Source organism: Pseudomonas sp. RIT-PI-a, from assembly GCF_001187875.1.
Lineage (GTDB): Bacteria > Pseudomonadota > Gammaproteobacteria > Pseudomonadales > Pseudomonadaceae > Aquipseudomonas > Aquipseudomonas coleopterorum.
The window spans coordinates 222,077-246,877 of sequence record NZ_LGIR01000003.1; the positions used below are offsets into that span (position 1 = coordinate 222,077).

26 protein-coding genes are annotated in these 24,801 nt (G+C 63.3%); 13 read left to right on the plus strand and 13 right to left on the minus strand.

The window, feature by feature from the left end; translation table 11 throughout:
- The first annotated feature begins 21 nt into the window (after nt 1-21).
- The 6 genes from ppsR (at nt 22) to AC788_RS01630 (ending at nt 6,330) form a co-directional block, all read left to right on the plus strand.
- The gene (gene ppsR, locus AC788_RS01605; protein WP_049858888.1) at nt 22-840 is read left to right on the plus strand and encodes a posphoenolpyruvate synthetase regulatory kinase/phosphorylase PpsR; all 819 of its coding nucleotides are present in this window, start codon (nt 22-24) and stop codon (nt 838-840) included.
- A 181-nt stretch (nt 841-1,021) separates the two neighbouring features.
- Nucleotides 1,022-1,564: a retropepsin-like aspartic peptidase RloA gene (gene rloA, locus AC788_RS01610; protein ID WP_049858889.1), complete on the plus strand. Its 543-nt coding sequence runs from the start codon at nt 1,022-1,024 to the stop codon at nt 1,562-1,564.
- 5 nt (nt 1,565-1,569) lie between these two features.
- Nucleotides 1,570-3,105: an osmotic stress tolerance membrane protein RloB gene (gene rloB / locus AC788_RS01615; RefSeq protein ID WP_049858890.1), complete on the plus strand. Its 1,536-nt coding sequence runs from the start codon at nt 1,570-1,572 to the stop codon at nt 3,103-3,105.
- The gene (locus AC788_RS01620; RefSeq protein ID WP_049858891.1) at nt 3,105-4,091 is read left to right on the plus strand and encodes an alpha-L-glutamate ligase-like protein; all 987 of its coding nucleotides are present in this window, start codon (nt 3,105-3,107) and stop codon (nt 4,089-4,091) included. The genes rloB and AC788_RS01620 overlap by 1 nt, the downstream gene beginning before the upstream one ends.
- A gap of 78 nt (nt 4,092-4,169) precedes the next feature.
- Complete coding sequence (pabB, locus tag AC788_RS01625; protein ID WP_049858892.1) at nt 4,170-5,513, plus strand: aminodeoxychorismate synthase component I; 1,344 nt, start codon at nt 4,170-4,172, stop codon at nt 5,511-5,513.
- Between the two features lie 82 nt (nt 5,514-5,595).
- Nucleotides 5,596-6,330, plus strand: coding sequence for a phosphoadenylyl-sulfate reductase (locus AC788_RS01630; RefSeq protein ID WP_049858893.1), 735 nt, complete (start codon nt 5,596-5,598; stop codon nt 6,328-6,330).
- Between the two features lie 43 nt (nt 6,331-6,373).
- Here the strand turns inward: AC788_RS01630 and cysB are convergent, their stop codons facing one another.
- Nucleotides 6,374-7,348 (minus strand): HTH-type transcriptional regulator CysB, encoded by a 975-nt coding sequence (gene cysB / locus AC788_RS01635; RefSeq protein ID WP_049858894.1) that lies wholly within the window; start codon nt 7,346-7,348, stop codon nt 6,374-6,376.
- A gap of 121 nt (nt 7,349-7,469) precedes the next feature.
- Nucleotides 7,470-7,970, minus strand: coding sequence for a universal stress protein (locus AC788_RS01640; RefSeq protein WP_049858895.1), 501 nt, complete (start codon nt 7,968-7,970; stop codon nt 7,470-7,472).
- Between the two features lie 213 nt (nt 7,971-8,183).
- Here AC788_RS01640 and AC788_RS01645 point away from each other — a divergent pair, with 213 nt between their 5' ends.
- Nucleotides 8,184-9,257 (plus strand): 3-deoxy-7-phosphoheptulonate synthase, encoded by a 1,074-nt coding sequence (locus AC788_RS01645; protein ID WP_049858978.1) that lies wholly within the window; start codon nt 8,184-8,186, stop codon nt 9,255-9,257.
- Nucleotides 9,258-9,311: 54 nt separating this feature from the next.
- Here AC788_RS01645 and AC788_RS01650 read toward each other — a convergent pair whose 3' ends face one another.
- Nucleotides 9,312-9,593: a GNAT family N-acetyltransferase gene (locus AC788_RS01650; RefSeq protein ID WP_049858896.1), complete on the minus strand. Its 282-nt coding sequence runs from the start codon at nt 9,591-9,593 to the stop codon at nt 9,312-9,314.
- Nucleotides 9,594-10,073: 480 nt separating this feature from the next.
- On the opposite strand from AC788_RS01650, the gene AC788_RS01655 reads away from it, so the two are divergent.
- Complete coding sequence (locus tag AC788_RS01655) at nt 10,074-10,325, plus strand: Lpp/OprI family alanine-zipper lipoprotein (protein ID WP_043185736.1); 252 nt, start codon at nt 10,074-10,076, stop codon at nt 10,323-10,325.
- A gap of 67 nt (nt 10,326-10,392) precedes the next feature.
- On the opposite strand, the gene AC788_RS01660 is transcribed toward AC788_RS01655, so the two are convergent.
- The 3 genes from AC788_RS01660 to AC788_RS01670 all read right to left on the minus strand — a co-directional run bounded on the left by AC788_RS01660 (nt 10,393) and on the right by AC788_RS01670 (nt 12,409).
- Nucleotides 10,393-11,361, minus strand: coding sequence for a L,D-transpeptidase family protein (locus tag AC788_RS01660; RefSeq protein ID WP_049858897.1), 969 nt, complete (start codon nt 11,359-11,361; stop codon nt 10,393-10,395).
- 92 nt (nt 11,362-11,453) lie between these two features.
- Nucleotides 11,454-11,747, minus strand: coding sequence for a hypothetical protein (locus AC788_RS01665; RefSeq protein ID WP_049858898.1), 294 nt, complete (start codon nt 11,745-11,747; stop codon nt 11,454-11,456).
- A 56-nt stretch (nt 11,748-11,803) separates the two neighbouring features.
- Nucleotides 11,804-12,409: an arylesterase gene (locus AC788_RS01670; protein WP_049858899.1), complete on the minus strand. Its 606-nt coding sequence runs from the start codon at nt 12,407-12,409 to the stop codon at nt 11,804-11,806.
- Between the two features lie 11 nt (nt 12,410-12,420).
- On the opposite strand from AC788_RS01670, the gene AC788_RS01675 reads away from it, so the two are divergent.
- On the plus strand, nt 12,421-13,104 hold the full coding sequence (locus tag AC788_RS01675) for an ABC transporter ATP-binding protein (protein WP_049858900.1): 684 nt from the start codon (nt 12,421-12,423) through the stop codon (nt 13,102-13,104).
- A complete protein-coding gene (locus AC788_RS01680; RefSeq protein WP_049858901.1) occupies nt 13,104-15,608 on the plus strand; it encodes an ABC transporter permease in 2,505 nt (834 codons plus the stop codon). The genes AC788_RS01675 and AC788_RS01680 overlap by 1 nt, the downstream gene beginning before the upstream one ends.
- Before the next feature lie 15 nt (nt 15,609-15,623).
- On the opposite strand, the gene AC788_RS01685 is transcribed toward AC788_RS01680, so the two are convergent.
- Nucleotides 15,624-15,932 (minus strand): hypothetical protein, encoded by a 309-nt coding sequence (locus AC788_RS01685; protein WP_049858902.1) that lies wholly within the window; start codon nt 15,930-15,932, stop codon nt 15,624-15,626.
- A gap of 446 nt (nt 15,933-16,378) precedes the next feature.
- Between AC788_RS01685 and greB the strand changes: the two genes are divergently transcribed.
- Nucleotides 16,379-16,870 carry a transcription elongation factor GreB gene (greB, locus tag AC788_RS01690; RefSeq protein WP_049858903.1) on the plus strand — a complete coding sequence of 164 codons (492 nt, stop codon included), beginning with the start codon at nt 16,379-16,381 and terminating at the stop codon, nt 16,868-16,870.
- Between the two features lie 136 nt (nt 16,871-17,006).
- Here the strand turns inward: greB and AC788_RS01695 are convergent, their stop codons facing one another.
- Together AC788_RS01695 and AC788_RS01700 are read right to left on the minus strand one after the other, a co-directional pair.
- On the minus strand, nt 17,007-17,189 hold the full coding sequence (locus AC788_RS01695; protein ID WP_049858904.1) for a hypothetical protein: 183 nt from the start codon (nt 17,187-17,189) through the stop codon (nt 17,007-17,009).
- Between the two features lie 80 nt (nt 17,190-17,269).
- The gene (locus AC788_RS01700) at nt 17,270-18,691 is read right to left on the minus strand and encodes a transglycosylase SLT domain-containing protein (RefSeq protein WP_049858905.1); all 1,422 of its coding nucleotides are present in this window, start codon (nt 18,689-18,691) and stop codon (nt 17,270-17,272) included.
- A gap of 121 nt (nt 18,692-18,812) precedes the next feature.
- Between AC788_RS01700 and AC788_RS01705 the strand changes: the two genes are divergently transcribed.
- Nucleotides 18,813-19,658 (plus strand): TatD family hydrolase, encoded by an 846-nt coding sequence (locus tag AC788_RS01705; protein WP_049858906.1) that lies wholly within the window; start codon nt 18,813-18,815, stop codon nt 19,656-19,658.
- 155 nt (nt 19,659-19,813) lie between these two features.
- Nucleotides 19,814-20,044 carry a hypothetical protein gene (locus tag AC788_RS01710; protein ID WP_049858907.1) on the plus strand — a complete coding sequence of 77 codons (231 nt, stop codon included), beginning with the start codon at nt 19,814-19,816 and terminating at the stop codon, nt 20,042-20,044.
- Here the strand turns inward: AC788_RS01710 and AC788_RS01715 are convergent.
- The 4 genes from AC788_RS01715 to AC788_RS01730 form a co-directional block, all read right to left on the minus strand.
- Nucleotides 20,013-20,807 (minus strand): acyl-CoA thioesterase, encoded by a 795-nt coding sequence (locus tag AC788_RS01715; RefSeq protein WP_049858908.1) that lies wholly within the window; start codon nt 20,805-20,807, stop codon nt 20,013-20,015. The genes AC788_RS01710 and AC788_RS01715 overlap by 32 nt on opposite strands.
- A 114-nt stretch (nt 20,808-20,921) precedes the next feature.
- Entirely contained in the window at nt 20,922-22,907 is a 1,986-nt protein-coding gene (locus AC788_RS01720) for a transglutaminase family protein (protein ID WP_049858909.1), read from the minus strand.
- A complete protein-coding gene (locus tag AC788_RS01725) occupies nt 22,904-23,887 on the minus strand; it encodes a DUF58 domain-containing protein (protein WP_049858910.1) in 984 nt (327 codons plus the stop codon). Before AC788_RS01725 ends, AC788_RS01720 begins: the two co-directional genes overlap by 4 nt.
- A complete protein-coding gene (locus AC788_RS01730) occupies nt 23,857-24,774 on the minus strand; it encodes an AAA family ATPase (RefSeq protein ID WP_049858911.1) in 918 nt (305 codons plus the stop codon). Before AC788_RS01730 ends, AC788_RS01725 begins: the two co-directional genes overlap by 31 nt.
- Between the last annotated feature and the right edge of the window lie 27 nt (nt 24,775-24,801).

Consider the following 24,801-nt stretch of genomic DNA (forward strand, 5'->3'; position numbering starts at 1 on the left):
GCTTAAGGGCCGGGGCGCACAATGAAACGATCTGCATTCTTCATCTCCGACGGTACCGGCATTACCGCCGAAACGCTCGGGCAAAGTCTACTGGCGCAGTTCGAAAACATTACCTTCAGCAAGTTCACGCGGCCCTATATCGACAGCGTGGACAAGGCTCGAGCCATGGTACAGCAAATCAATAACTGCGCTGACAAGGACGGCGTACGGCCAATCATCTTCGACACCATCGTCAATCAGGACATCCGCGAGATCCTGGCGACCTCCAACGGTTTCATGATCGATATCTTCTCGACCTTCCTGGCGCCGCTGGAAATGGAGCTCAGCGCCCATTCCTCGTATTCGGTCGGCAAGTCTCACTCCATCGCCCACAACGCCAACTACATGGAGCGCATCGAGGCGGTCAACTTCGCCCTGGACAACGACGACGGTGCCAGGACCCACTACTACGACAAGGCCGACCTGATCCTGGTAGGCGTTTCGCGCTGTGGCAAAACCCCGACCTGCCTGTACATGGCCATGCAGTTCGGCATCCGCGCCGCCAACTACCCGTTGACCGAGGACGACATGGAACGCCTGCAACTGCCGCCCGCGCTCAAGGCTCACCAGCACAAGCTGTTCGGCCTGACCATCGACCCCGACCGGTTGACCGCGATCCGTCACGAGCGCAAGCCGAACAGTCGCTACGCCAGCTTCGCCCAGTGCGAATTCGAGGTGCGTGAAGTGGAAGGCCTGTTCCGCCGGGAGAACATTCCCAACATCAATTCCACGCATTTCTCGGTGGAGGAAATCTCCGCGAAGATCCTCGTCGAAAAAGGCGTCGAACGGCGCTTTAAGTAGCTATCGCCAGGCGCACCGGGCAGGCGCTCGGCGAACTTTCGGATCGATCCAGACTCCAAGGCCTCGCCTGGCGGTGCCTGCGCTGGCGGCACGAAAGCACCGTGCTAGAATGCAGCGCTCCCTTCCTGTTGCCCGCGGAACGTTTTCGCGGTGTCCGATTCGGTATTCATAATTTCAATTCATGACTCTCAAGCCCCTCTCCCGCCTGCTCAGCCTCCTCTTCATTCCAGGCCTGAGCCTGGCCGCCGAAAAGACCACCTACGGCTTGAACGAATACGCACAACTGACCGACATCGACCTGCGGGTCGCGGCCAAGCTCGACACCGGCGCGCTGACCGCCTCGCTCAGCGCCCGTGACATCAAGCGCTTCAAGCGCAACGGGCAATCCTGGGTGCGTTTCTATCTGGCCATCGACAACGCCCATTCCCACCCCATCGAACGGCCGCTGGTGCGCATGAGCTCCATCAAGCGCCGTGCCGATGACTGCGAATGCAGCGCCCAGGAACGCAAGACTCACACCCAGCGACCGGTGATCGAACTCGACGTGTGCATGGGCCACACCCAGCGACGCATCGAGGTCAACCTGACCGACCGCACCGCATTCGACTACCCGCTGCTGATCGGCTCCGATGCGCTGACCCGCTTCGATGCGCTGGTCGACCCCAGCCGCAAACACGCTGCCGGCAAACCCGCCTGCGCCACTGTCGCCAAAATCGCAGAGTAATTTCAATGCGCGCGCTAACCCTGCACCTGAAGATCCTGATCACCGCGTTGGTGGCTCTGGGCATCGCCATCACGGCCTATCAGATTCTGGTCCTCGGCATTCCGGTGACCGAAGACGAAACCGACGACCTGTGGAACATCGATGCCAAGGTCGAGTTCGTCGCCAGCGCCAAGGACCCGGTGAAGGTGCAGATGTTCGTGCCGCCACTGAGCCGGGACTACGTGAGCCTCAACGAGAGCTTCATCTCCAACAACTACGGGGTCAGCGTCAATCGCCTGGACGGCAACCGCAAGGTGACCTGGTCGGCCCGCCGCGCCTCGGGCAACCAGACACTGTATTACCGCCTGGTGCTGACCAAGCGCTATAGCGGTGAAAAGCCCAAGGTCAAGGGGCCCATCTTCCGCGACAGCCTGGCCGTGGAAGGCCCGGAGAAGATCGCCGCCGAGGCACTGCTGGCACCCATCCGCCAGCATTCGGCGGACGTCGAAACCTTCGTCGGCGAAACCATCAAGCGAGTCAACAACCTGGCCGACGACAACGTCAAGCTGCTGCTGGCCGGTGACACCTCGACCCTGCACAAGGCGCGGATCGTCGACCTGCTGCTGTCCATCGCCCACGTGCCGATGGAGAAGGTCCACACCGTGCGCCTGCTGGCCGATCAGGCGCAGACGCCGGAACTGTGGCTGCGCAGCTTCAACGGCAGCGACTGGCTGTACTTCAACCCTGATACCGGCGAACAGGGCCTGCCCGAGGATCGCCTGCTGTGGTGGACTGGAGACGAGAACCTGGTCAGCGTGGAGGGCGGACGCAAGGCGACCGTGACCTTCACCATGAACAACAGCGAGATGAACGCCATTCGCCTGGCCAAGCTGACCGACGAAAACACCGACGCCGACTTTCTCGAATACAGCCTCTACGGCCTGCCGCTGCAGACCCAGCAGACCTTCATGATCATGGTGATGATCCCGATCGGCGTGCTGGTCATCCTGATCCTGCGCAACCTGATCGGCATCCAGACCCTGGGCACCTTCACCCCGGTGCTGATCGCCCTGGCGTTCCGCGAAACCCAGCTGGGCTTCGGCATCATCCTGTTCACCGTGATCACCGCCCTGGGGCTGTCGCTGCGCTCGTACCTGGAACACCTGAAGTTGCAGATGCTGCCCAGGCTATCCGTGGTGCTCACCTTCGTCGTGGTGCTGATTGCCGCCATCAGCCTGTTCAGCCACAAGTTGGGTCTGGAACGCGGGCTGTCGGTGGCGCTGTTCCCGATGGTGATCCTGACCATGACCATCGAGCGCCTGTCGATCACCTGGGAAGAACGCGGCAGCGGGCACGCCCTGAAAGTTGCAGTGGGCACGCTGTTCGCCGCGTCCCTGGCGCACATCTTGATGAGCGTTCCGGAACTGGTGTACTTCGTGTTCACCTTCCCGGCGATCCTGTTGATTCTGGTCGGTTTCATGCTCGCCATGGGCCGCTACCGGGGTTACCGCCTGACCGAACTGGTCCGTTTCAAGGCATTCCTCAAGCAGGCCGATTCCTGATGTTCGGTTTGTGGAAGACCTGGAAGGCGCTGGAGGCCCGCGGCATCATGGGCATCAACCGGCGCAACGCCGACTATGTGCTCAAGTACAACCGGCGCAGCCTCTACCCCATCGTCGATGACAAGATCATCACCAAGGAGCGCGCCATCGCCGCAGGCATTCACGTGCCTGAGATGTTCGGGGTCATTTCCACGGAAAAACAGATCGACCGTCTGGACGAGATCATCGGTGGGCGTAGTGACTTCGTGGTCAAGCCCGCCCAAGGGGCCGGCGGTGACGGCATCCTGGTGGTCGCCGACCGCTTCGAGGAGCGCTTTCGCACCGTGTCGGGCAAGATCATCAGCCGCGCCGACATCGAGCACCAGATCTCCAGCATTCTTACCGGCCTGTATTCACTGGGCGGGCACCGCGATCGCGCGCTGATCGAATACCGGGTGATTCCCGACCAGATCTTCAAGAGCATCAGCTACGAAGGCGTGCCGGACATCCGCATCATCGTGCTCATGGGCTACCCGGTCATGGCCATGCTGCGCCTGCCGACCCGGCAATCGGGCGGCAAGGCCAACCTGCACCAGGGTGCCATTGGCGTGGGCGTCGATCTGGCCACCGGGGTGACCCTGCGCGGTACCTGGCTCAACAACATCATCAGCAAGCACCCCGACACCACCAACGCGGTGGACGGTGTGCAACTGCCCAACTGGGACGGTTTCATGCGTCTGGCGGCGGGCTGCTACGAGCTCTGCGGACTGGGCTACATTGGCGTCGACATGGTCCTGGACCAGGAAAAAGGCCCGCTGATCCTGGAGCTCAACGCCCGCCCCGGGCTGAACATCCAGATCGCCAACGATTGCGGCCTGACCCTGCGCACCCAGGCCGTGGAAAAACACCTGGAAGAACTGGCCGCCGAAGGCCTCGTGGAAACCGTGGAAGAACGCACGCGGTTCGTCCAGGCGCTGTTCGGCCACGTGCCTGCCGTGACGAGCTGAGACCGGACGCCACACCGCCCGCACACGAGCGGCCGGGTGCATTACAATCCCAGCCCCGTCACTGGCCACCGATCTATCATGCCGACCTGCTTGCTCCACGCCCTGCCCTACCTGGCCGATCCGGCGCCCTATTTCGCCGTGGTCCGCCACGCCCCCGGCGCGGTACTGCTCGACAGTGCGCAGCCGATTGCCCAACGCGGCCGCTTCGACCTGATCAGCGCCTGGCCCCTGCAGACGCTCAGCGTTCAAGCCGATGAATCCGGCCAGCAGTATCTGCACCGTGCGCGCCGGGCATTGGCCGGATTGGGTCAGGCGCAATTGCCCGATGGCTGCGAACTACCGTTCGCCGGCGGCCTGATCGGCTACCTGAGCTACGATTTCGGCCGCCGGCTGGAGAACCTGCCAGACCCCAACCACGACGATCTCGACCTGCCGCATGCCAGCCTCGGCCTGTATGGCTGGGCCCTGATCAGCGACCATCAACGGCAGACCAGCCACCTGATGTTCCATCCCGCGCTGCAGGCCTGCGAACGGCAACGCCTGATCGACCTGTTCGGCCAACCGGCCCGAGACCAGGCGCAGCCCTTCAGCCTGCAGTCGCCGATGACGCCGGATCAGACCCCGGAGCAGTATCGACGGGCATTCGAGACGCTGCAGGCCTACATCCAGGCGGGCGATTGCTATCAGGTCAACCTTACCCAGCGCTTTCGTGCGGCCTGCGCCGGGGATCCCTGGACCGCCTATCAGGCAGTACGCGCCGCCTGCTCCACGCCGTTTTCCGGCTATCTGCAACTGAGCACCGGCGCGGCTCTGTTGAGCTTCTCCCCGGAGCGCTTCATCAAGGTCACGGCCGACCAGGTGGAAACCCGGCCGATCAAGGGCACCCGCCCGCGCAGCCTCGACCCTGAAGAGGATGCACGCCATGGCCGCGAACTGCTGGCCAGTGCCAAGGACCGCTCGGAAAACCTGATGATCGTCGACCTGCTGCGCAACGACCTGGGCCGCACCTGCCGGATCGGCTCGGTACGGGTGCCGCAGCTGTTCGCCCTGGAAAGCTACCCGAACGTGCATCATCTGGTCAGCGCCGTCACCGGTGAGCTGGCAGCGGACAAGGACTGCCTGGACCTGATCGCAGGCAGCTTTCCCGGTGGTTCGATCACCGGCGCACCGAAGATACGCGCCATGCAGATCATCGACGAAGTGGAACCGACCCAGCGTGCGATCTACTGCGGCTCGTTGCTGTACCTGGATGTGCGCGGCGAAATGGACAGCTCGATCACTATCCGTACGCTGCTGATCAAGGACGAACAGGTGTGCTGCTGGGGCGGCGGCGCGATCGTGGCCGACTCCCAGTGGCAAGCCGAATACGAAGAATCGATCTTCAAGGTCAAGGTCTTGCTGGACACCCTGGCCGGGCTCTGATCCCGGCCATGCCGCTGGGTGTTTTTTGTTACCATGGCGCCATATAGAGCGCCCAGCGCCACTTTGACCAGGAAGCCGCCTGATGAGCCAGCCCTTCGATGTCGCCGAAATGGCAACGACCTACGCCAACAAGTCCCCCCAGGACATTCTCAAGCTTGCCTTCGCCCACTTCGGCGACGACCTCTGGATTTCCTTCAGCGGCGCCGAAGACGTGGTGCTGGTGGACATGGCCTGGAAACTGAACAAGAACGTCAAGGTGTTCAGTCTGGACACCGGTCGCCTGCATCCGGAAACCTACCGGTTCATCGAACAGGTGCGCGAGCACTACAAGATCACCATCGAACTGGTCTCACCGGACAATGCGTTGCTGGACCCTTTCGTCAAGGAAAAGGGTCTGTTCAGCTTCTATCGCGACGGCCACGGCGAGTGCTGCGGCATTCGCAAGATCGAGCCGTTGCGGCGCAAGCTCTCGACCGTCAGCGCCTGGGCCACCGGCCAGCGGCGCGACCAGAGTCCCGGCACACGTAGCCAGGTTGCGGCAGTTGAAGTGGACGGCGCGTTCTCGACGCCCGAGCGCACGCTGTACAAGTTCAACCCCCTGGCGCAGATGAGCAGTGAAGAAGTGTGGGGTTACATCCGCATGCTTGAACTGCCCTACAACAGCCTGCACGAGCGTGGCTTCATCAGCATTGGCTGCGAGCCGTGCACGCGGCCGGTCCTGCCCAACCAGCACGAGCGCGAAGGGCGCTGGTGGTGGGAAGAAGCCACGCAGAAGGAATGTGGGCTGCACGCAGGGAATCTGATCAGCAAGGCCTGAACCTCACAGGTACGGGCCTGTCAGGTGCAGGCCCGCAGCGTGATCAATGCTCGGGCAGCTCGACGCCTTCGAACAGGGCTTCGAGCTCCTGCTTGTTGTGGCACTGGATGGCCTTGGCCATGACCTCGCGGGTGAGGTGCGGCGCGAATTTCTCGATGAAGTCGCACATGAAGCCGCGCAGGAAGGTGCCACGGCGGAAGCCGATACGGGTCACGCTGGATTCGAACAGGTGGTCGGCGTCGAGCACTACCAAGTCATTGTCGAGTTTGGGATCGACGGCCATCTTGGCCACGATGCCCACGCCCAGCCCCAGACGCACGTAGGTTTTGATCACGTCGGCATCGGCCGCGGTGAACACCACTTTCGGCGCCAGGCCGCGGCGCGAGAACGCTTCGTCCAGCTTGGAACGGCCGGTGAAACCGAACACGTAGGTGACGATCGGGTATTCGGCGAGCGCTTCCAGGGTCAGTTTCGGCACCTTGGTCAGGGGATGCCCCTGGGGCACCGCGATGCAGCGGTTCCAGCGGTAGCACGGCATCATGATCAGGTCACCGAACGAATCCAGGCCTTCGGTGGCGATGGCGAAGTCGACGGTGCCGTCGGCAGCCATTTCGGCGATCTGCATCGGTGAGCCCTGGTGCATGTGCAAGGCAACGTCCGGGTACTGCTTGATGAAGCTGCTGATCACCGTTGGCAGGGCATAGCGCGCCTGGGTGTGGGTGGTGGCGATGGACAGCGTGCCCTTCTTCTCGTTGGAGAATTCCTGGGCGATCTGCTTGATGCTTTCCACCTTGCGCAGGATTTCACCGGCGGTGGTGATGATGCGCTCACCTGCCGGCGTGACGCGGGTCAAATGCTTGCCGCTGCGTGCGAAGACTTCAACACCCAGTTCGTCTTCCAGCAGGCGGATCTGCTTGCTGATACCTGGCTGCGAGGTATACAGGCTTTGCGCCGTGGCGGAGACGTTGAGGTCGTGGTGCGCTACCTCCCAGATGTAGCGCAGTTGTTGAAGCTTCATATGAATCCCTCACACAGGAAAACCGCCAGTCGTCGGCGAAGGGTTATAACTATATTAAAGGTCCAGGCAATAAATCTAGAACTTTTTATTAAATTTGTAAGAAAAATAACCAGCTTGCCGCCTAGCTCTTGAGGCGGCTGCGTTGCTCTGTGAGGGGTACCAGATAGACCGGCGCCGGGGACAGCTGCAACACGCGGGTAGCCGTGCGGCCCAGCGAAACATCGACGGTAGCCACCTGACTGTGGCTGCCGAGCACCAGCAGGTCCACTTTCAGGCGCTGGGCCTGATCGAGAATGACCTCGGCCGGATCACCCTGAAGCACCCGCACGGCACGGATCAGGGCAAGGTCTGGCTCGTCGTCGCCCAGGTCACTGCGCAGGCTTTGCAGAACCTTCGTTTCAATCCCCGCCATCACGGCGCTCAAGCCGTGGTTGTGCAGGCGATCCAGGGTGGACTCGTCCAGATAGCTCTGCAGCACCGATTCGGCGATCAGGCCCATGGGCTCGACGGCATGGATGACATACAGCTGCGCATTGAAGCTGCGCGCCAGGGCGACGGCGTGCTGCATGACGAATGGGGCGTACACCCCCAGGTCAGTGGCGTACAGCATGGAGCGGATCATGCGACCTCCGAAGTGGCCAAGGCGACAGGGCACACTTGAGCGTAGCAGCGCCGTTCGCAGTGCACCGGTCGTCGGCAGAGCGATGGCACAAATCCGTTGTCTGCATGCGCTCTAACGCGCTAAGGTTCGACTCCCCCGCTGCTCATAATCATGCTGTGCCTCGCCGTGCGGGGTTCGCTGGCGGCCGGCACCCGTGACCTGACGAGTAACACGATGGCTGACCTACCGATCGACGACCTTAACGTCGCCTCCAATGAAACCCTTATCACGCCTGCCCAGCTGAAGCGGGAAATTCCGCTCAGCGCCGCTGCGCACAAGACCGTCGCCGCCGGCCGTGAAGTGGTGCGCGATATCCTCGATGGGCGCGATCATCGCCTGTTCGTGGTCATCGGCCCCTGCTCGATCCACGACATCGATGCGGCGCACGAGTATGCCCGGCGCCTGAAGGCGTTGGCCGCCGAAGTCTCGGACACCCTGTACCTGGTGATGCGCGTCTACTTTGAAAAGCCGCGCACCACGGTCGGCTGGAAAGGCCTGATCAACGATCCGTACCTGGATGACTCGTTCAAGATCCAGGATGGCCTGCACATCGGTCGGCAATTGCTGCTGGACCTGGCCGAGATGGGCCTGCCTACCGCCACCGAAGCCCTTGACCCGATCTCGCCGCAGTACCTGCAGGACCTGATCAGCTGGTCGGCCATCGGCGCGCGCACCACCGAATCCCAGACCCACCGCGAAATGGCTTCGGGCCTGTCTTCGGCCGTGGGCTTCAAGAACGGTACCGATGGTGGCCTGACCGTGGCCATCAACGCCCTGCAGTCGGTGTCCAACCCTCACCGCTTCCTGGGGATCAACCAGGAAGGTGGCGTCTCCATCGTCACCACCAAGGGCAACGCCTACGGCCACGTGGTTCTGCGCGGTGGCAATGGCAAGCCCAACTACGATTCGGTCAGCGTGGCGGTGTGCGAGCAAGCGCTGGAGAAGGCCGGCATCAAGGCCAACATCATGGTCGACTGCAGCCATGCCAACTCCAACAAGGACCCGGCGCTGCAACCTCTGGTGATGGAGAACGTGGCCAACCAGATTCTGGAAGGCAACCAGTCGATCATCGGCCTGATGGTGGAAAGCCATTTGAATTGGGGGAGCCAGTCGATACCCAAGGACCTGGGCGACCTGCAATACGGGGTGTCGGTCACCGACGCGTGCATCGACTGGGCCAGTACCGAAAAGACGCTGCGCAGCATGCACGCCAAACTCAAGGATGTATTGCCAAAGCGTACCCGCTGACCGCCAGTACCGGGTCAGTCGAGCCTTCGCTGCCCCGGTACCCGGGGCACAGCGTTACAGCTTTGCCGCACGACGCTGATGACGCTCCATGTAGCGTTCGACATACGAGCAGGACGGAATCACCGTATAGCCATGGCTTTCGGCGTAGTCCAGGGCCTGCTCGGTCAACGCTGCAGCGATACCGCGCCCGCGCAGAGCGTTGGGGACAAAGGTGCGGTAGATGTCCAGGGTCTGTTTGCCCAGGTCCATGTACGTCAGGTACGCACGGTGGCCGTCGATGTTGGTTTCGAACTGGTGACCGGCCTGATCGTGGTGGATGGATAGCGCCTCGCTCATGGCAGTTCCTCGCGGGTCTTGGATTTTGATCTCTACCTTACCGCTCTTTGTACGACTTAGAAACAGTTGTGCCGACTTGTGCTGTTTTTGTCATCAAGGCCAGGCGAAGCCTGCGCGTTCGACGTGATAAATATCGTCGTTCGGCTTACGTTTGGCTTAGTTGTCCCGCGTCGTGCTAAATCAAAGGCCGCTTTCTAAGCCATCTCGATTGACCCGCATAAGCGGACATGTAAATCCCGCCTTAGTTCATGTCTGCGACAACTAAACCGCGCACTTGCGATAACCCTCGACCCTCGCGCAACCAGCGCTAGACCGTGCCTTGCGGGTTACGTTCCGCCACCCTGGGCACGTATGGATTTTTTTTCATCTCTTGCGTTGCGTCCGTTTACTTACTACAAGTAATGAGTACTATGTACGGCGGCCAGTTTCTCATTCATGAGAAATGGCTACTTAAAAGAATGTCCTTCGAAGGGGAACACAATGAACAACGCTCTGAAATTCTCTGCACTGGCCCTGGCCGCCGTTCTGGCTACCGGTTGCAGCAGCGCATCCAAAGAAACCGAAGCTCGTCTGACCGCTACCGAAGACGCCGCTGCACGTTCGCAAGCCCGTGCCGACGAAGCCTACCGCAAGGCTGACGAAGCACTGACCGCTGCTCAGAAAGCTCAGCAGACTGCCGACGAAGCCAACGAGCGCGCCCTGCGCATGCTCGACAAGGCCAGCCGCAAGTAACAGCTTTTCGAGGCTGTAAAAAAACCGACCCATTGGGTCGGTTTTTTTATGCCTGATGAAGACCGGGTTATGGCGCCGGCGCCGTGTCGGGTGCGCTGCTGATCATCGGCGCGCCGGAAACGGCGATCTCGACCGGCAGGCCGTCTTCGGCAGCGACCACATCGCGGACCACGTCCCAGTTCATCTTGATGTCCGGTGCGAAGTCCCTGCGGTTGAGCAAGGCGTTGATCACGGCGGTGTGCCTGTCCAGGGCCACCGGGTCACCCTTGTCGGTCAATTGCGCGTGGGCCTCGAGGTACACCTTGCCACCGCTCATGCCAAACTTGTAGGACTCGTTCATGATGCGCACGCTGGTGCCCACCGGCACCATGCTCGCCAACTCCAGCACGTTGTCGTTGTACATGCGGAAACAGCCATGGCTGGTGCGCATGCCGATGCCGAACTGTTTGTTCGAGCCGTGAATCAGGTAGCCCGGCAGGCCGAGGGTGAACTTGAACGGCCCCAACGGATTGTCCGGACCGGCCGGGACGACGTTGGGCAACGGGTCGCCATCCGCAGCGTGCTCGGCCTTGATCGAGGCCGGCGGCGTCCAGGTCGGATTTGCGGTCTTGGCGATGACCTTGGTCTGCGCGATGGGCGACCCCCACCCTTCCCGGCCTATCCCCAGTGGATAGGTACGCACGACATTCTCGCCCTTGGGGTAATAGTAGAGGCGATATTCGGCCAGGTTGATGACGATGCCTTCGCGCGGGCCGGGGGGCAGAATGAAGCGGGTAGGCAGGACGATCTGCGTGCCGGCACCCGGCAGCCAGGGATCGACACCGGGGTTGGCCGCAACCATTTCCAGGTAGCCAAGGTCGTTGGCGGTCGCAATATCGGCGAAGGTGTCTTCGTACTTGGCGGTGATGGTCTGCACCTGGCCAATGATGTCTTCACCCGGAGGCGGCAACGGGAATTCCAGCGCCATCACCGGCGCCGCAGCGAACGCGGCGGCCAGCGACAGGCAGCGAGTGAAGACGGAAAGGCTCGGCGGCATCCAGGAAATCCTTGATCGAACTGAACGGGACAATGCCGCGATTGTACGCGCAGTTGCCGGGCGCGTGTAGCCGAAGACCCTCGGCGCGCCGATCAGGGGATCGACTGCAACTCGGGCCATACCGGCCGCGTGCCTTTGCGCTGGGCGAACAGAATGGCCCGGCACAGTTTGCACAGGCGCTGATCGCGGAAAATCTGCTTATGCACCTCCAGCCAGCGCGGCTGGGCCGGCAGCAAGGTGCCGCACAGGGTGCGGTCCACCGAACCACCGAGCTCAAGCTGGCGCGCCACCAGATGCACCCGGCTTTCCTGGCAGGCGAACAGGTCCAGCTGATCGTCGGGTTCGATCAGTTGGTAGGCAAACAGGGACCAGGCGGGACGCGGCATCGGGGGCTCCAAACAGGGGGCGCCACATTAGCCGAAAGCCAGCATCCAGAAAAGCGTCAAAGCAACGGTTTGAGCGTCGGCCAGACGTTTTCCAGCAGTTTGCCCTGGGCACCGGCGGTGGGATGGACGCCGTCGGCCTGCATCAACGTCGGAACGCCGCCCACCCCTTCGAGCAGGAACGGCACCAAGGCCACTTTTTTCTCGTCCGCGAGTGTTTGATAGACCTGGGCGAACGCCTTGGTGTAGCGCGCGCCGTAGTTGGGCGGCAATTGCATGCCCAACAGCAGCACCTGGGCACCGGCCTTGCGAGAGAGATCGATCATCGATGCAAGATTCTGTTGCAATTGCGCGACAGGCATTCCGCGCAGGCCATCGTTGCCGCCCAACTCCAGCAGAACCAGGTCCGGCTTGTGCGCTGCAAGCTGCGCGGGCAGCCGCGCCAAGCCATTGGCCGAGGTATCGCCGGTGATCGAGGCATTGACGACTTTGTCGTCGAAACCCTGCTGCGCCAGGCGTTTTTCGAGCAGTGCTACCCAGCCGGCGCGGGTATCCAGGCCGAAAGCAGCGCTGATACTATCGCCAACGATCAGGACGGTACCTGCCACTGCACTCTGGGCGGCCAACATCAGGCCCAGGCCAGCACTCATCAACCACATTCGCATCGGGACTCTCCATGGGCGCAAGCATTCTTACAGCGCGGAACCTTAGCAAAGTGGTCACCAGCGCGGAAGGTGAACTGACCATACTGCACGAACTCTCCCTGCAATTGGCGAAAGGCGACAGCCTGGCGATCGTCGGTGCCTCGGGTTCGGGCAAGTCCACCCTGCTTGGCCTGCTGGCTGGCCTCGACCTGCCCAGTGCGGGCAGCGTGACCCTGGCTGGCCAGGACCTCGGCACCCTCGACGAGGACCAGCGGGCTCGGGTGCGCGCCGAACACGTGGGGTTCGTGTTTCAGTCGTTCCAACTGCTGGACAGCCTCAATGCGTTGGAAAACGTGATGCTGCCGCTGGAGCTCGACGGCCGCAAGGATGCCCGGGAGCATGCGCGCAACCTCCTCGAACGGGTTGGCCTGGGCCAACGCCTGACACACTCGCCGCGCCAGCTCTCGGGCGGCGAACAACAGCGCGTGGCCATCGCCCGCGCCTTCGCTGCCGAACCCGACGTGCTGTTCGCCGACGAACCCACCGGCAACCTCGACAGCCATACCGGCGAGCGCATCAGTGACCTGCTGTTCGAACTGAACAAGGAGCGCGGCACGACCCTGGTGCTGGTAACCCACGACGAGCGCCTGGCGCATCGCTGCCAGCGTTTGATCCGCCTTGATGCCGGGCGCCTCGTCGCGCCTCTGGAGCCCTGATGGTCGGCTTGCCGATGTTCCGCCTGGTGGCCCTGGCCGCCCGGCAGTTGTTGCGTGACGCCCGCTCCGGCGAGCTGCGCGTACTGTTCTTTGCCCTGCTGGTGGCGGTCGCTGCCAGCACTGCGATCGGCTATTTCGGGGCGCGCCTCAATGGCGCGATGCAACTGCGCGCGACCGAGTTCCTTGGCGCCGACCTTATCCTGCAAGGCAGCAGCCCGGCCCGCCAGGAACAGATCGATGCCGGCACCCAGGCGGGGCTCGAGCATGCGCGCGTGGTCGAGTTCGCCAGCGTGATCGCCGCCGACAACGGCATCCAGCTGTCCAGCGTGAAGGCGGTCGATGAGGCGTACCCGTTGCGTGGCGAGCTCAAGAGCGCCGCGCAGCCCTATGGAGAGGAAACAGCCGGCGCAGGCCCGGCGCCCGGTGAGGCCTGGGCGGAGTCACGCTTGCTGGCAGCGCTGAACCTCAAGGTTGGCGACACCCTGGATGTGGGCAGCAAGACCCTGCGCCTGGCACGCGTGCTGACCTATGAGCCGGACCGAGCCGGCAACTTCTACAGCCTGACGCCACGGGTGATGATCAACCTGCAGGACCTGGCCGCCACCAACGTGGTGCAGCCAGGCAGCCGAGTGACCTACCGCGAGCTCTGGCGTGGCACGCCCGAGCAACTGACCAGCTATCAGCAGCGACTGGAGTCGGCGCTCGAGCCCAACCAGCGGCTGCGTGATTCCAAGGACAGCAACCAGCAGATCGGCGGCGCGCTGGGCAAGGCCGAACGCTATCTGAACATGGCCAGCCTGGTGGCGGTACTGCTGGCGGGCGTGGCGGGGGCCATGTCGGCCAGCCGCTTCGCCGCGCGACGTTTCGATGCCAGTGCCCTGCTGCGCTGCCTGGGCCTGTCACGCCGCGAAGTGATGCTGATGTTCTGCGTGCAACTGGCCCTGCTCGGTGTGCTGGCGTGCCTGAGCGGTGCGCTGATCGGCTGGTTGGCGCAACTGGTGCTGTTCCAGATGCTCCATGGCTTGTTGCCTGCCGTGGTTCCGGCCGGGGGCGTATTGCCCGCGCTGGCCGGCATCGGTACCGGGCTGGTCGCCTTGGCCGGGTTCGCCCTGCCACCGCTGGCAGCACTGGGCGCGGTACCGCCGCTGCGTGTGCTGCGGCGCGACCTGCTGCCGGTGCCGACCAGCACCTGGCTGGTGTACGGCACTGCGCTGCTGGCGCTGGGCCTGATCATGTGGCGGTTGAGCCTGGACCTGGTCCTGACCTTCGCCCTGCTCGCCGGTGGCCTGCTGGCCGCGCTGATCCTGGGCGGCCTGTTGCTGCTGGGCCTGAAAAGCCTGCGCCGGCTGCTGGCCCGTTCCACCCTGCCTTGGCGTCTGGGGCTTGGGCAACTGCTTCGGCATCCGCTGGCTGCGGCTGGCCAGGCCCTGGCCTTCGGCCTGATTCTGCTGGCCATGACGCTGATCGCGCTGCTGCGTGGCGAGTTGCTGGACAACTGGCAGAACCAGTTGCCCAAGGATGCGCCGAACTATTTCGCCCTGAACATCCTGCCGGACGAGCGCGATGCCTTCGCCCGTCACCTGCAGGACGCCGGCGCCCGTGCGGCGCCCCTGTACCCGGTGATGCCGGGACGTCTGGTGGATATCAACGATGCGCCGGTGCAGGAACTGGTCGAGAAGGATTCCCGCGGTGAACGCGCGGTGCAACGGGACTTGAGCCTGACCTGGGCCGAACATCTGCCCAACGGCAATCGGATCACCGCCGGGCAGTGGTGGAGCGCTGCGCAGAACCAGGACCTGCCCGGCGTGTCCGTCGAGGAAGGCGTTGCGCAAAGCCTCAAGCTCAAACTGGGCGACCGCTTGACGTTCAACATTGGCGGCTCCAATCGCGACGCTGTGGTCACCAGCCTGCGCACCGTGGACTGGAACAACTTCCAGCCCAACTTCTTCATGATCTTCCAGCCCGGCACCTTCGATGACCTGCCGACCACCTACCTGACCAGCTTCTACATCGCTCCTGGGCATGATTCACAGGTGGTCGAGCTGTCTCGCGCCTTCCCTGCGGCGACCATCCTGGGGGTCGAGGCACTGCTGGAACAGCTGCGCAGCATCCTGGCTCAGGTCACCCTGGCGGTGGAGTACGTGCTGCTGTTCGTGCTTGCCGCGGGCATGGCCGTGTTGTTCTCCGGGTTGCAGGCGACGCTGGACGAGCGCATTCGGCAAGGCGCACTGCTGCGGGCGCTGGGTGCCGAGCGGCGCTTGCTGGTCAAGGCACGGCGCATCGAGTTCGGTCTGCTGGGTGCCGCCAGCGGTGTGCTGGCGGCGTTGGGCAGCGAACTGATCAGCTTTGTGCTGTATCGCTATGCCTTCGACCTGGCCTGGACCCCGCACCCATGGTTGCTTTGCTTGCCGCTGATCGGTGCACTGCTGGTCGGTGGGGCCGGCGTCTTCGGCACCCGTCGAGCCCTCAATGCAAGCCCGCTGCAGGTGCTCAGAGAAGGCTGACGCGCTACCCGCCGATCAGCGAAGGGTGATCAGCCCCTGCCGGGCGATGCGCACGGCATGGGCAATCACCTCATGGGCATCCTGCGCCGACGGCGCCTGGATCACGGCCAGTTCGAAGCTGTTGTCGGGCAAACCTTTCAAAGCGCTGTGCTGGTCGATGAAGCGGGCCACGAAAGCGCCGGGCTTGCCACGACGGCGAGGCCAGCCATCGAGGCTGCGCAGCAGGTTGGGTTGGTGCTGGCCCACCAGCAGGATGCGCGGGTTGCGCAGGGAAGGACTCGCCGGGATCGGCGCCAGACAAACGATGGGACGGGGACAGTTCATGATGGTGTTCTCAGCCTCGACCGCTTCATGTGGGAGAGCTGGACAGCGGTGGGAGGCATCACCGAACCAGCGCTTTAGCGGTATTTCGAAGGCTCGCAAGAACCTCCAGGCGCCCCGCAAGTAGCTGTCTAAATCGGCGCATGAGGGGTAATCGTAGTGAACGCGCCGGGCGCGTGTCAACAACCCCGCTCCAGGTTTCTCGGGCTTGCAGCCCCTGCACTCGCCAAGATTGGCGGACGTTGCGCGAGGCCTTTCCTACCGCTAGCAGGAGACAGCGGCTGGTAGGCAATACGGTCCAGGTACTGAAACAGATCTCGTGGCTACAAGCGCAGCCTTTTTGCATGTTAGCCTCAGCGCTCGAACAACCGAGCAGTGCTTGTCCAAGATGCACAGGCTGATGCGCAGTGCTGCAGAGGTAAATCACCCGACCACACCTGGAGCCAGTATTGCCCACTAATATCATTACCCGCGCCGGGCACACTGCGTTGAAGACGGAACTGGATCATCTTTGGCATACCTATCGCCCTGAAATCACCCAAAAGGTCGCCTGGGCAGCGTCTCTTGGTGATCGAAGCGAGAATGCCGACTATCAGTACAACAAGAAGCTGCTCCGGGAGATCGACCGCCGAATCAGATACCTTCGCAAGCGGCTGGAAGATGTGCGGGTCGTGGACTACGCACCTGAACAGGAAGGCAAGGTATTCTTCGGCGCATGGGTGGAGATCGACAACGACAATGGCGAAAGCAAGCGATTCAGAATCGTCGGCTACGATGAAATCTACGGACGAAATGACTACATTTCCATCGACTCTCCCATGGCTCGCGCCCTTCTCAAAAAAGAAGAAGGTGATGAGGTCGTGGTGCAGACTCCGACAGGCGAAGCTATATGGTTTGTCGCGCGTATATCATACGACGATCAAGCCTCTGCCGAACTTTAGGCGCCTATGCCAATGCTTGCTCCGTGTCCTGTGAGAGCGTTCTGAATGGTCGCGCCGGGTGTAGAGAAGCGTAGGGTGTTTGCATTGCAGTGCAGATATCCACTGACCAGGACGGGCAGGAGGAGAAGCAGACCTATCAGCCACGGGCCACGATTTTCCTGGCTCTCTTGCTGGCCTCGATGAAACACTCATTCATCAGAAATTCCTGCGAGTCGATCGACATGCCGCCACGATTGCTGACGCGCAATGTCCGAAGCTCACGCAGCGAATCCAAGATTTCTTTCTCTCGTTTACTGATTTTGAAAAGCAACCCGAGCATGAACGCTCTCCTGTTTCTTGGCGGATCTGTACAGTGATGCGGTATGTGTAGTCGACAATCTTGATTATCCAGCCAAAGATTCAACGCGCCGACGCCAGCTTGCGCGCGCCTGGCTCCAGCGAATCGCGTTCGCGGGCGAACGCCAGGTAGTACTTGTTCACGCTGTTGACGTAGCTCACCGGGGCCATGCCCATCTGTTCCATGGCGATGCGCTCGGTCTGGAAGAACCATTGGTCGGGGTTGAGGCCACGGCGGCGGGCTTCCTTGCGCATGGCTTGCACCCGTTCAGGGCCCATGTTGTAGGCGGCCAGGGTGAAGGCCATGCGTTCACGCTCGTTGAGCTTGTTGCTGGAGAAGAATTTGCGGCGGATCATCGCCAGGTACTTGGCCCCGGCCTGGACGTTGTTGTCGACGTCCTGGATGTTGCCCACGCCTACCCGCCGAGCTGCCGAGGGGGTGATCTGCAGCAGGCCGGTGGCGCCGCCGCCCCCACGCGCCGCCGGGTCGAGCTTGGACTCCTTGAAGGCCAGCGCGGCAAGGTTGAGCCAGTCCATGTGTTGCTCGCGGGCGTGGCGCTGGAGGACCGGACGCAGGTTTTCCAGCCGCTGGCGATCACTGCGGGCCAGTGGGTAGTGAACCTTGTACAGGCCACGGTAAACCTTGACGAACGCGGCGTCCTGGTCGTTCGGCGCCTTATAGGACGCCAGGAAGCGATCGACGCTGGCGCCGAGCTGCGGTGCGTCGCGGCGCACGTACCAGCTCACCGAGCCGGGCGCGCTGAGGACCACGCGGCGGTCCACCCGCAGCCGTGGCATGACTTTGGCCCAGCGCTCGGCGATGGGCAATTCGACCACGGTCAGCGGGTAGATCCCGGCCTGGACCATCTCCAGCACGTCTTCCACGGCCAGGCTGGGGTCGACCCATTCGATGTCGATGGGCGCCAGTTTGCGCAGGGCCAGCTTCTGATTCAGGCGTTCGATGGCGGCGCCCGCAGCGCTGCCATTGGGCAAGGCGAGGGTTTTGCCCGCCAGTTGCTCGACCCGCACCGGGCGCCGCCCGCCTTTGCCGCTGACCAGCACGAATGGCACGTTGGCGATCACGGCATCGCTGGCCGCAACCTTGCTGGCGGGATGCAACTCCATCAGTTCACCCGGCGCGACCAGATCGCCTTCGCCGCGCTGCAGGGCGCCGAGCAGTTGCTCCTTGGCACGCGGAATGATCTTGAGTTGCAACGCCTGACCTTTGCCGGCGTGAGCGTTGAGGAAGTTCTGGAAGGCCTGCAGGCGATGGTATTCGACGCCGATGGCCTGGCCGCGGACCTGGCCGGAGCTGTTGCGGCTCTGATTGACCAGCACGCGCAACACGCGGCTCGACTGAATCTGGGCCAAGTCGCGGACCTTGGCCGGGTGTGCCGCCAACGGGGGACCTGCCGGACGAGCGGCGGCTGCCGAGGGCAGTCCGAGGACCAGACACAGCATGACAATCAGTGATCTTGCGCCCATGGTTCCCCGGCAAATGTCTCGAGCAGCCCTCAAAGACCGCCATAACCTTTTGAAGTTCTTGGTTTTCTTGCCGATCACCAAGCTCTGGTATGCTTTTCGCCTCCTGCTTTGAGGTAGCACCATGCAACTCATCGATATTGGCGTCAACCTTACCCATGAGAGCTTCGCGCAAAAGCACGAGGCCATTCTGCAGAGGGCCTACGCCGCTGGCGTCTGTCAGTTGGTGCTCACCGGCACCAGTGTCGAGGGCAGCGAACAGGCCTTGCAGCTGTGTCAGCAGTGGGACGAAGCCGGTGAGCGCTTGTTCGCCACCGCCGGCATCCACCCGCACAGCGCCAGCGAGTGGAACAGCGACAGTGCCACGCGTTTGCGTGATCTGCTGAGCCAGCCACAAGTCAAGGCAGTGGGCGAATGCGGTCTGGATTTCAACCGCGACTTCTCGCCGCGACCACAGCAGGAGAAAGTGTTGCAGGAGCACCTGGCGCTGGCTGTCGAGCTGCAGCTGCCGGTGTTTCTCCACGAACGCGATGCGCCTCAGCGCCTGCTGGACATCCTCAAGGACTACCGCGACCACTTGCCGGCAGCCGTGGTGCACTGCTTCACCGGCGAGCGCAAGGCTCTGTTCGGTTACCTGGACCTGGACCTGCACATCGGTATCACCGGCTGGATCTGCGATGAGCGTCGCGGCACTCACCTGCACCCGCTGGTGGGCAGCATTCCCGCCTCGCGGCTGATGCTGGAGAGTGACGCGCCCTATCTTTTGCCGCGCACCTTGCGGCCCAAGCCCAAGAGCGGCCGCAACGAACCGGCCTTTCTCACCGAAGTGCTGCGCGAGGTGGCCCAGCATCGGGGTGAAAGCCTGGCCGATCTGGCGTGGAGTACGACCGCTTGCGCACGGACATTTTTTGGGTTGCCTGAGATCGGCACGGGCGCACCCGCTCTCTATGACGCTGATAGCAAAGCTTGATTCGCGGCCGATGCGAGCGGTGACTATTATCGTTCTCAACCGATCCGGATCTGGATCTGGCTTGAACAATCGGCGGTTGGCTGGACTCTACAGCTCATGCCACCCGCCTTGCCGAACCCAGGTCCTGTTGCACCATGCCTATGGAGCATTGAGCCATGAACGATATGAACGCCCTGAACATCGTCAACGACCCGAACAACGGCATCCGCGTCTCGCGAGCCATCGCCCTGCCGTTGCTGGCCCTGTCTGCCCTGATGCTGGTCGATGCGGCTGCCTGCTCCAGCATCGCCGAAGCTGCCATCGGCGTGATCGGCCTGGTTGCCGCCTTCGCGCTGGGTCGCCCGCAGCATGCGCTCAGCCAAACACCGTCACCGTCTGCCGGCTGATCGCCAGCAGCTCGCCTTGCGGGTTCCACATGGCTGCGGACGTGTGGCCATAGCCGTCCCGGGCATGTTCGATCACAGCCTGGTAGCGGCACCAGTCCAGGCTTCCCATGGCGGGCATGGGCTGGATGAATTCGATAGTCCAGGTCAGGCTGCTGCCAGGCGCTGGTTTGCTCAGATAAGGCAGCAGTGCGGGTGGCCAGGCGTCTCCCAGCACCAGCAGCAGTGCTTCGGTGATGGGCTCGTCGACTTCGTGTTCGCGTAGCTGCATCCACCCACCGATCCCGGCGACCGGTGTATTGCTGAACGGCAGCGCACCGATGCCCCATCGCATGTCCAAGTGTCGAATGTACTCCGGGGTAACGCCCGGCAGGTACGGCAGCGGCGTCGATTCGGCCAAGGGTTTCATGGGCGCCACCGGCATTGCGCTGATGTCGATTGCCGATTGCCGCGCCAGGCCGAAACTGGCCTGGACCACGGTCATGGTGCGACCGTGCTGAACTGCACGGGCCAGCACCGAGGTCACGGCACTGCCCTCGCGCAGTATTTCCACCTGCAGATCGATGGGCACGTCCAATTCGGCGGGGCCCACGAACGTGATCGCCATCGAGCGGACCGGGCGGTCGGGAACGTGCGCCGCCATCGCCTCGTGCAGCAAAGCGGCCATGAGCCCGCCGTAACAGGCGCGGCCCTGGCTCCATTCGCGGGGTACGGTGACACTGTGGGGTGGACGTCGTGCGCTTGCTAGCAGGTCGCGAAGGTTCATGGGCCGGCCTTGAGGGTGAGGGTCGATGGGCTAGATGGTAGCCAGCTCGGCGCCCGACCGCAGGTTTCATATCGGCCAATTTACAGTTCGCTCAGCTTTCGTGGCGATACGCCGCTAGCGGGGCCCTGGGCCAGGCGCGGTCGCCAGTTGTCGGCGCAAGGTCGCCAACGCAGCGCGCAATTGCTCGCGGGAAACCGGTCGACCGGCGTAGCGCTGGGCCATGAAGGCGTAGGCGAAGGCCAGGATGGCTTCGCTCTGTTTGGGCAGACGAGCCGCTGCGCGCTCGGCGAATGCCATGGCCCCTTCACCGGTATGCCGCACGAGGCCGCGCCGACGCAACAGACGCTCGAAGGCGACGAACTCCTTGAGCTGGGGATCGGTCCGACGCTGCCACGGTTTGAGCAGCCAGACACTGGCCAGCACCATGAACAACAACCCGCCGACCGGCAGCGCCCAGCGCTGCAGGCCCTGGAACCAGCGCGCGAGAAATTCGATCTGGCGCTCGCCCTGATACTCCAACACCCAGCGCTGCCAGCCGTAGTTGAGATTGTCCCACTGCAGGCGCAGGTCGTTGAGCCACGTCAGATGCGGGTAGCGCAAGGGCGAGAACGGTGAGCCGGCGAGGAATTCTTCATCCGCCGAGAGCGCCTGCTGCAAGCCCTGCTCAACCCGCGCGGGTGCCACTGCGGCAGTGGGATCGGCCCGTTGCCAGCCGATGCCTGACTGCCAGTACTCGACCCAGGCATGGGCTTCGAATTGACGCACGGTCAGGTAGTTGCCTGCCGGGTTGACCTCGCCGCCCTGATAGCCGGCCACCACGCGCGCGGGCACGCCGGCCACGCGCAGCGCGTAGACCATGGCGCCGGCGTAGTGCGCGCAGAAGCCCCGGCGGCTGTCGAAGAGGAATTCGTCGATGCTGTCGCGGCCCAGCACCGGTGGGTTGAGCGTGTAGTGGAAGGGCAGCTCGCGAAACTGTCTGAGCATTTCGTTGACCAGTGCCGGTGCCGTGCTGAAACGGGCGTGCAGGTCTTGCGCCCACTGGCGCGTGCGCGGGTCGCCCTGCGCCGGCAATTGCAGCGCCGTGCGCAATGCGAGTGGTGCCAGCTGGGGCTCGCGGATCACCTGCGGCCAGGAGGTGACCGCGTACATCAACGGCTGGTCGACCGGGCGACGACGCTGCAGGCGTCCGTCGCTGAGCTGGCGCACGCCGGGCAAGGCGGTGCGCGCGACGTCCAGGGCGAACAGCCAGGGCTTGCCGCTGGGCTGCTGGATGACCTGATAGGTGAGCGAAGGTCCGGTCGGTTGCCACTGCGCTGCCAGTTGGGTCTGGATCCAGGGCGACTGGCTCCAGGTACGGCCGTCGTACACATCCAGGCTCAGCGCGCGCCAGTAGAGGTCGCGCTTGGGCGGTATGGCGCCCTCGAAGCTGGCACGAAAAGCCACCTCTCCGGATTGGCTGAGGCTGGCCACGTCGGCCGGGCTCATGCTTTCCGACAAACCGGTCACACCCTGCCCCGGCGCGGGCAGCGGCAGCGACCAGAGCGGTTCCAGGCGCGGAAAGAACACGAACAGCAGCAGCATCAGTGGCAACGCCTGCAACATCAAGCTAGCGGCCAGTTTCAGCGTGGCCATCGGGCGTGCAATGAGTGAGGTCTGCTGCAATCCGATCAAGGCGGCGAGTAGAGCCAGCAGTGGCAGAACGCTGTACAGCGCCCAGCCCAGGCTGGCATCGAACAGGTAGGCCACCGCCAGGCAGAACAGGCCGAGAAAGATCACCACGCGGGCATCACGGGCGGTTTGCATCTCCAGAAGCTTGAGCAGGAATGCGGCCACCAGCAGCGCGGCGGTGGCCTCCAGGCCCACCCAGGTGCCGCTGGACAAATACACCCCGGCGGCCACCGCAAGCATCAGCGCTACCTTGATCAGCCGTCCCGGATAGCGCGCACGCATGCGAAACACCTGCACGCGCCACAGCGTGCAGCCCAACCACAACCCCAGCAGCCACAACGGCACGTGCCACCACAGCGGCACCAGTACCAGCGACTGCGCCAGGAGCAGCCAGGTCAGGCTGACGCGCGGAATCGCGGCGGGCGTGCTCATGGCTGTTCTCCGAAAAGTGCCAAGGCACGCAGACAGGCTTCGCGGTGTGCGTCGCCGCTGTCGGTGTCCAGCCGATTGCCGGGCAACTGCAGGGCGAAAGGCCGCTGCTCGCGGGACAGGGCCAATACCCAATAGCACAGGCGCGAGAGGCGCTGTTCGACATCGCCGCCAAGCGCGACGAAGTCCAGGCACAGTTCCTGGCCGCGCAGGTCGGCGAAGTCTTTGACCAGCAGCCCTTCGCCGCGTGAATAGGCCTTCCAATGCATGCGCCGCCAGGAATCGCCCGGCTGGTATTGCTTGAGGCCCTGAAAATCGTCCACGCCTTGGCCGTGCAGGCGTTGCGCCTGGTCTTCGATATCCGCCGACTCGCTGTGCAAGGTCGGCACTTCGCCCTGCAACGGTTGCGGATAGACCAGCACTCGCTGGCCCAGGTCGACCCAGGTCCAGGCAGTGAGCACGCCGAGGGGAAAGCTGGTCTCCACGCGCATGCGCGGTGCTGGAAGCCAGCCGCGGCGCTCGGTCGGCAAGCTCAGTTCCAGCGCCTGCACGTGATCGGGGGCGACATCGCTGCGTTGCAGTTGCTGCGCGTTCCAACCCACACCGATGGCCTGGTGCTCCTTGCCGCCGCTTTCCAGACGCAGGCCGAAGCGCGCCTGCTCGCCGACGAACACAGAGCTGGCGCCGTTGCCGCTGACCAGCAGGCCGCTGAGATTGCGGTAGGTGTGCAGGATGGCGACGACGAACACAGAGCCCAGCAGGAATACCAAGGCATAGGCCAGGCTGTTCTGGTAGTTGATGGCGGCGAGGAAGATCAACAGCAGCACGACGATGAAACCGGTACCGCTGCGGCTGGGGACGATGAAGATTCTGCGCTGGTCCAGCTCGATGCGCGGCGCTGCCGGCAAGCGGCGCGCCTGCCAGCGCCGCCAGCGCTCGCCGAGCAGCCGCCTCACAGCGCGGGCACCTCCCGCAGCAGCCACTGCACCAGCGCGCCGCCGCCCTGACCGGTGGGGTCGGCTCGTTCGCGCAGGCGGTGGCTGACGACTGAGGGCAGTACCGCTTGCACGTCTTCGGGAATCACGTAGTCGCGATCGAGCAGCAAGGCCCACGCCTTGGCAGCGGCAAGCAGCGCCAGGCTACCACGTGGCGACAATCCATAGGCGAACTGCGGCTGGGTGCGGGTGGCTTCCACCAGGCGCAGTACGTAGTCCACCAACGCGTCGCTGGCCCGCACTGCACGGGCCTGGGCTTGCAATGCGGACAGCTGCGCATGGTCGAGTACGGCGCTCATGCGCGGCAGCAGATCGCGCCGCGACTCGCCCATCAGCAAGGCCTTTTCGGCGGCTTTGGCCGGGTAGCCGAGCGACAGGCGCATGAGAAAACGGTCCAGTTGCGACTCGGGCAGCGCGAAGGTGCCGCCTTGGGTGGTGGGGTTCTGCGTGGCGATCACGAAAAACGGCTGGGGCAATGGACGGGTGGCGCCCTCGATGGTGACCTGGCCCTCCTCCATGGCTTCGAGCAGCGCACTCTGGCTCTTGGGCGTGGCACGGTTGATTTCGTCCGCCAGCACCAGTTCGGCGAAGATCGGTCCGGGGTGGAAGACGAAACGACCGCTGTCCTTGTCGAACACCGACGTGCCGAGGATATCGCTGGGCAGCAGGTCGGAGGTGAACTGGATACGTTGGAAACTCAGGCCCAGCACCTTGGCCAGGGTATGACTCAGGGTGGTCTTGCCCATGCCGGGCAGATCCTCGATGAGCAGGTGGCCATCGGCGATCAGGCAGGTCAACGCCAGGCGAACCTGGGTTTCCTTGCCCAGCAGGACTTCATTGACGGCTTGCAGGCATTCATCCAATCGGCTGCGCATGGCAGACACTCCTTGTCGATACTACGT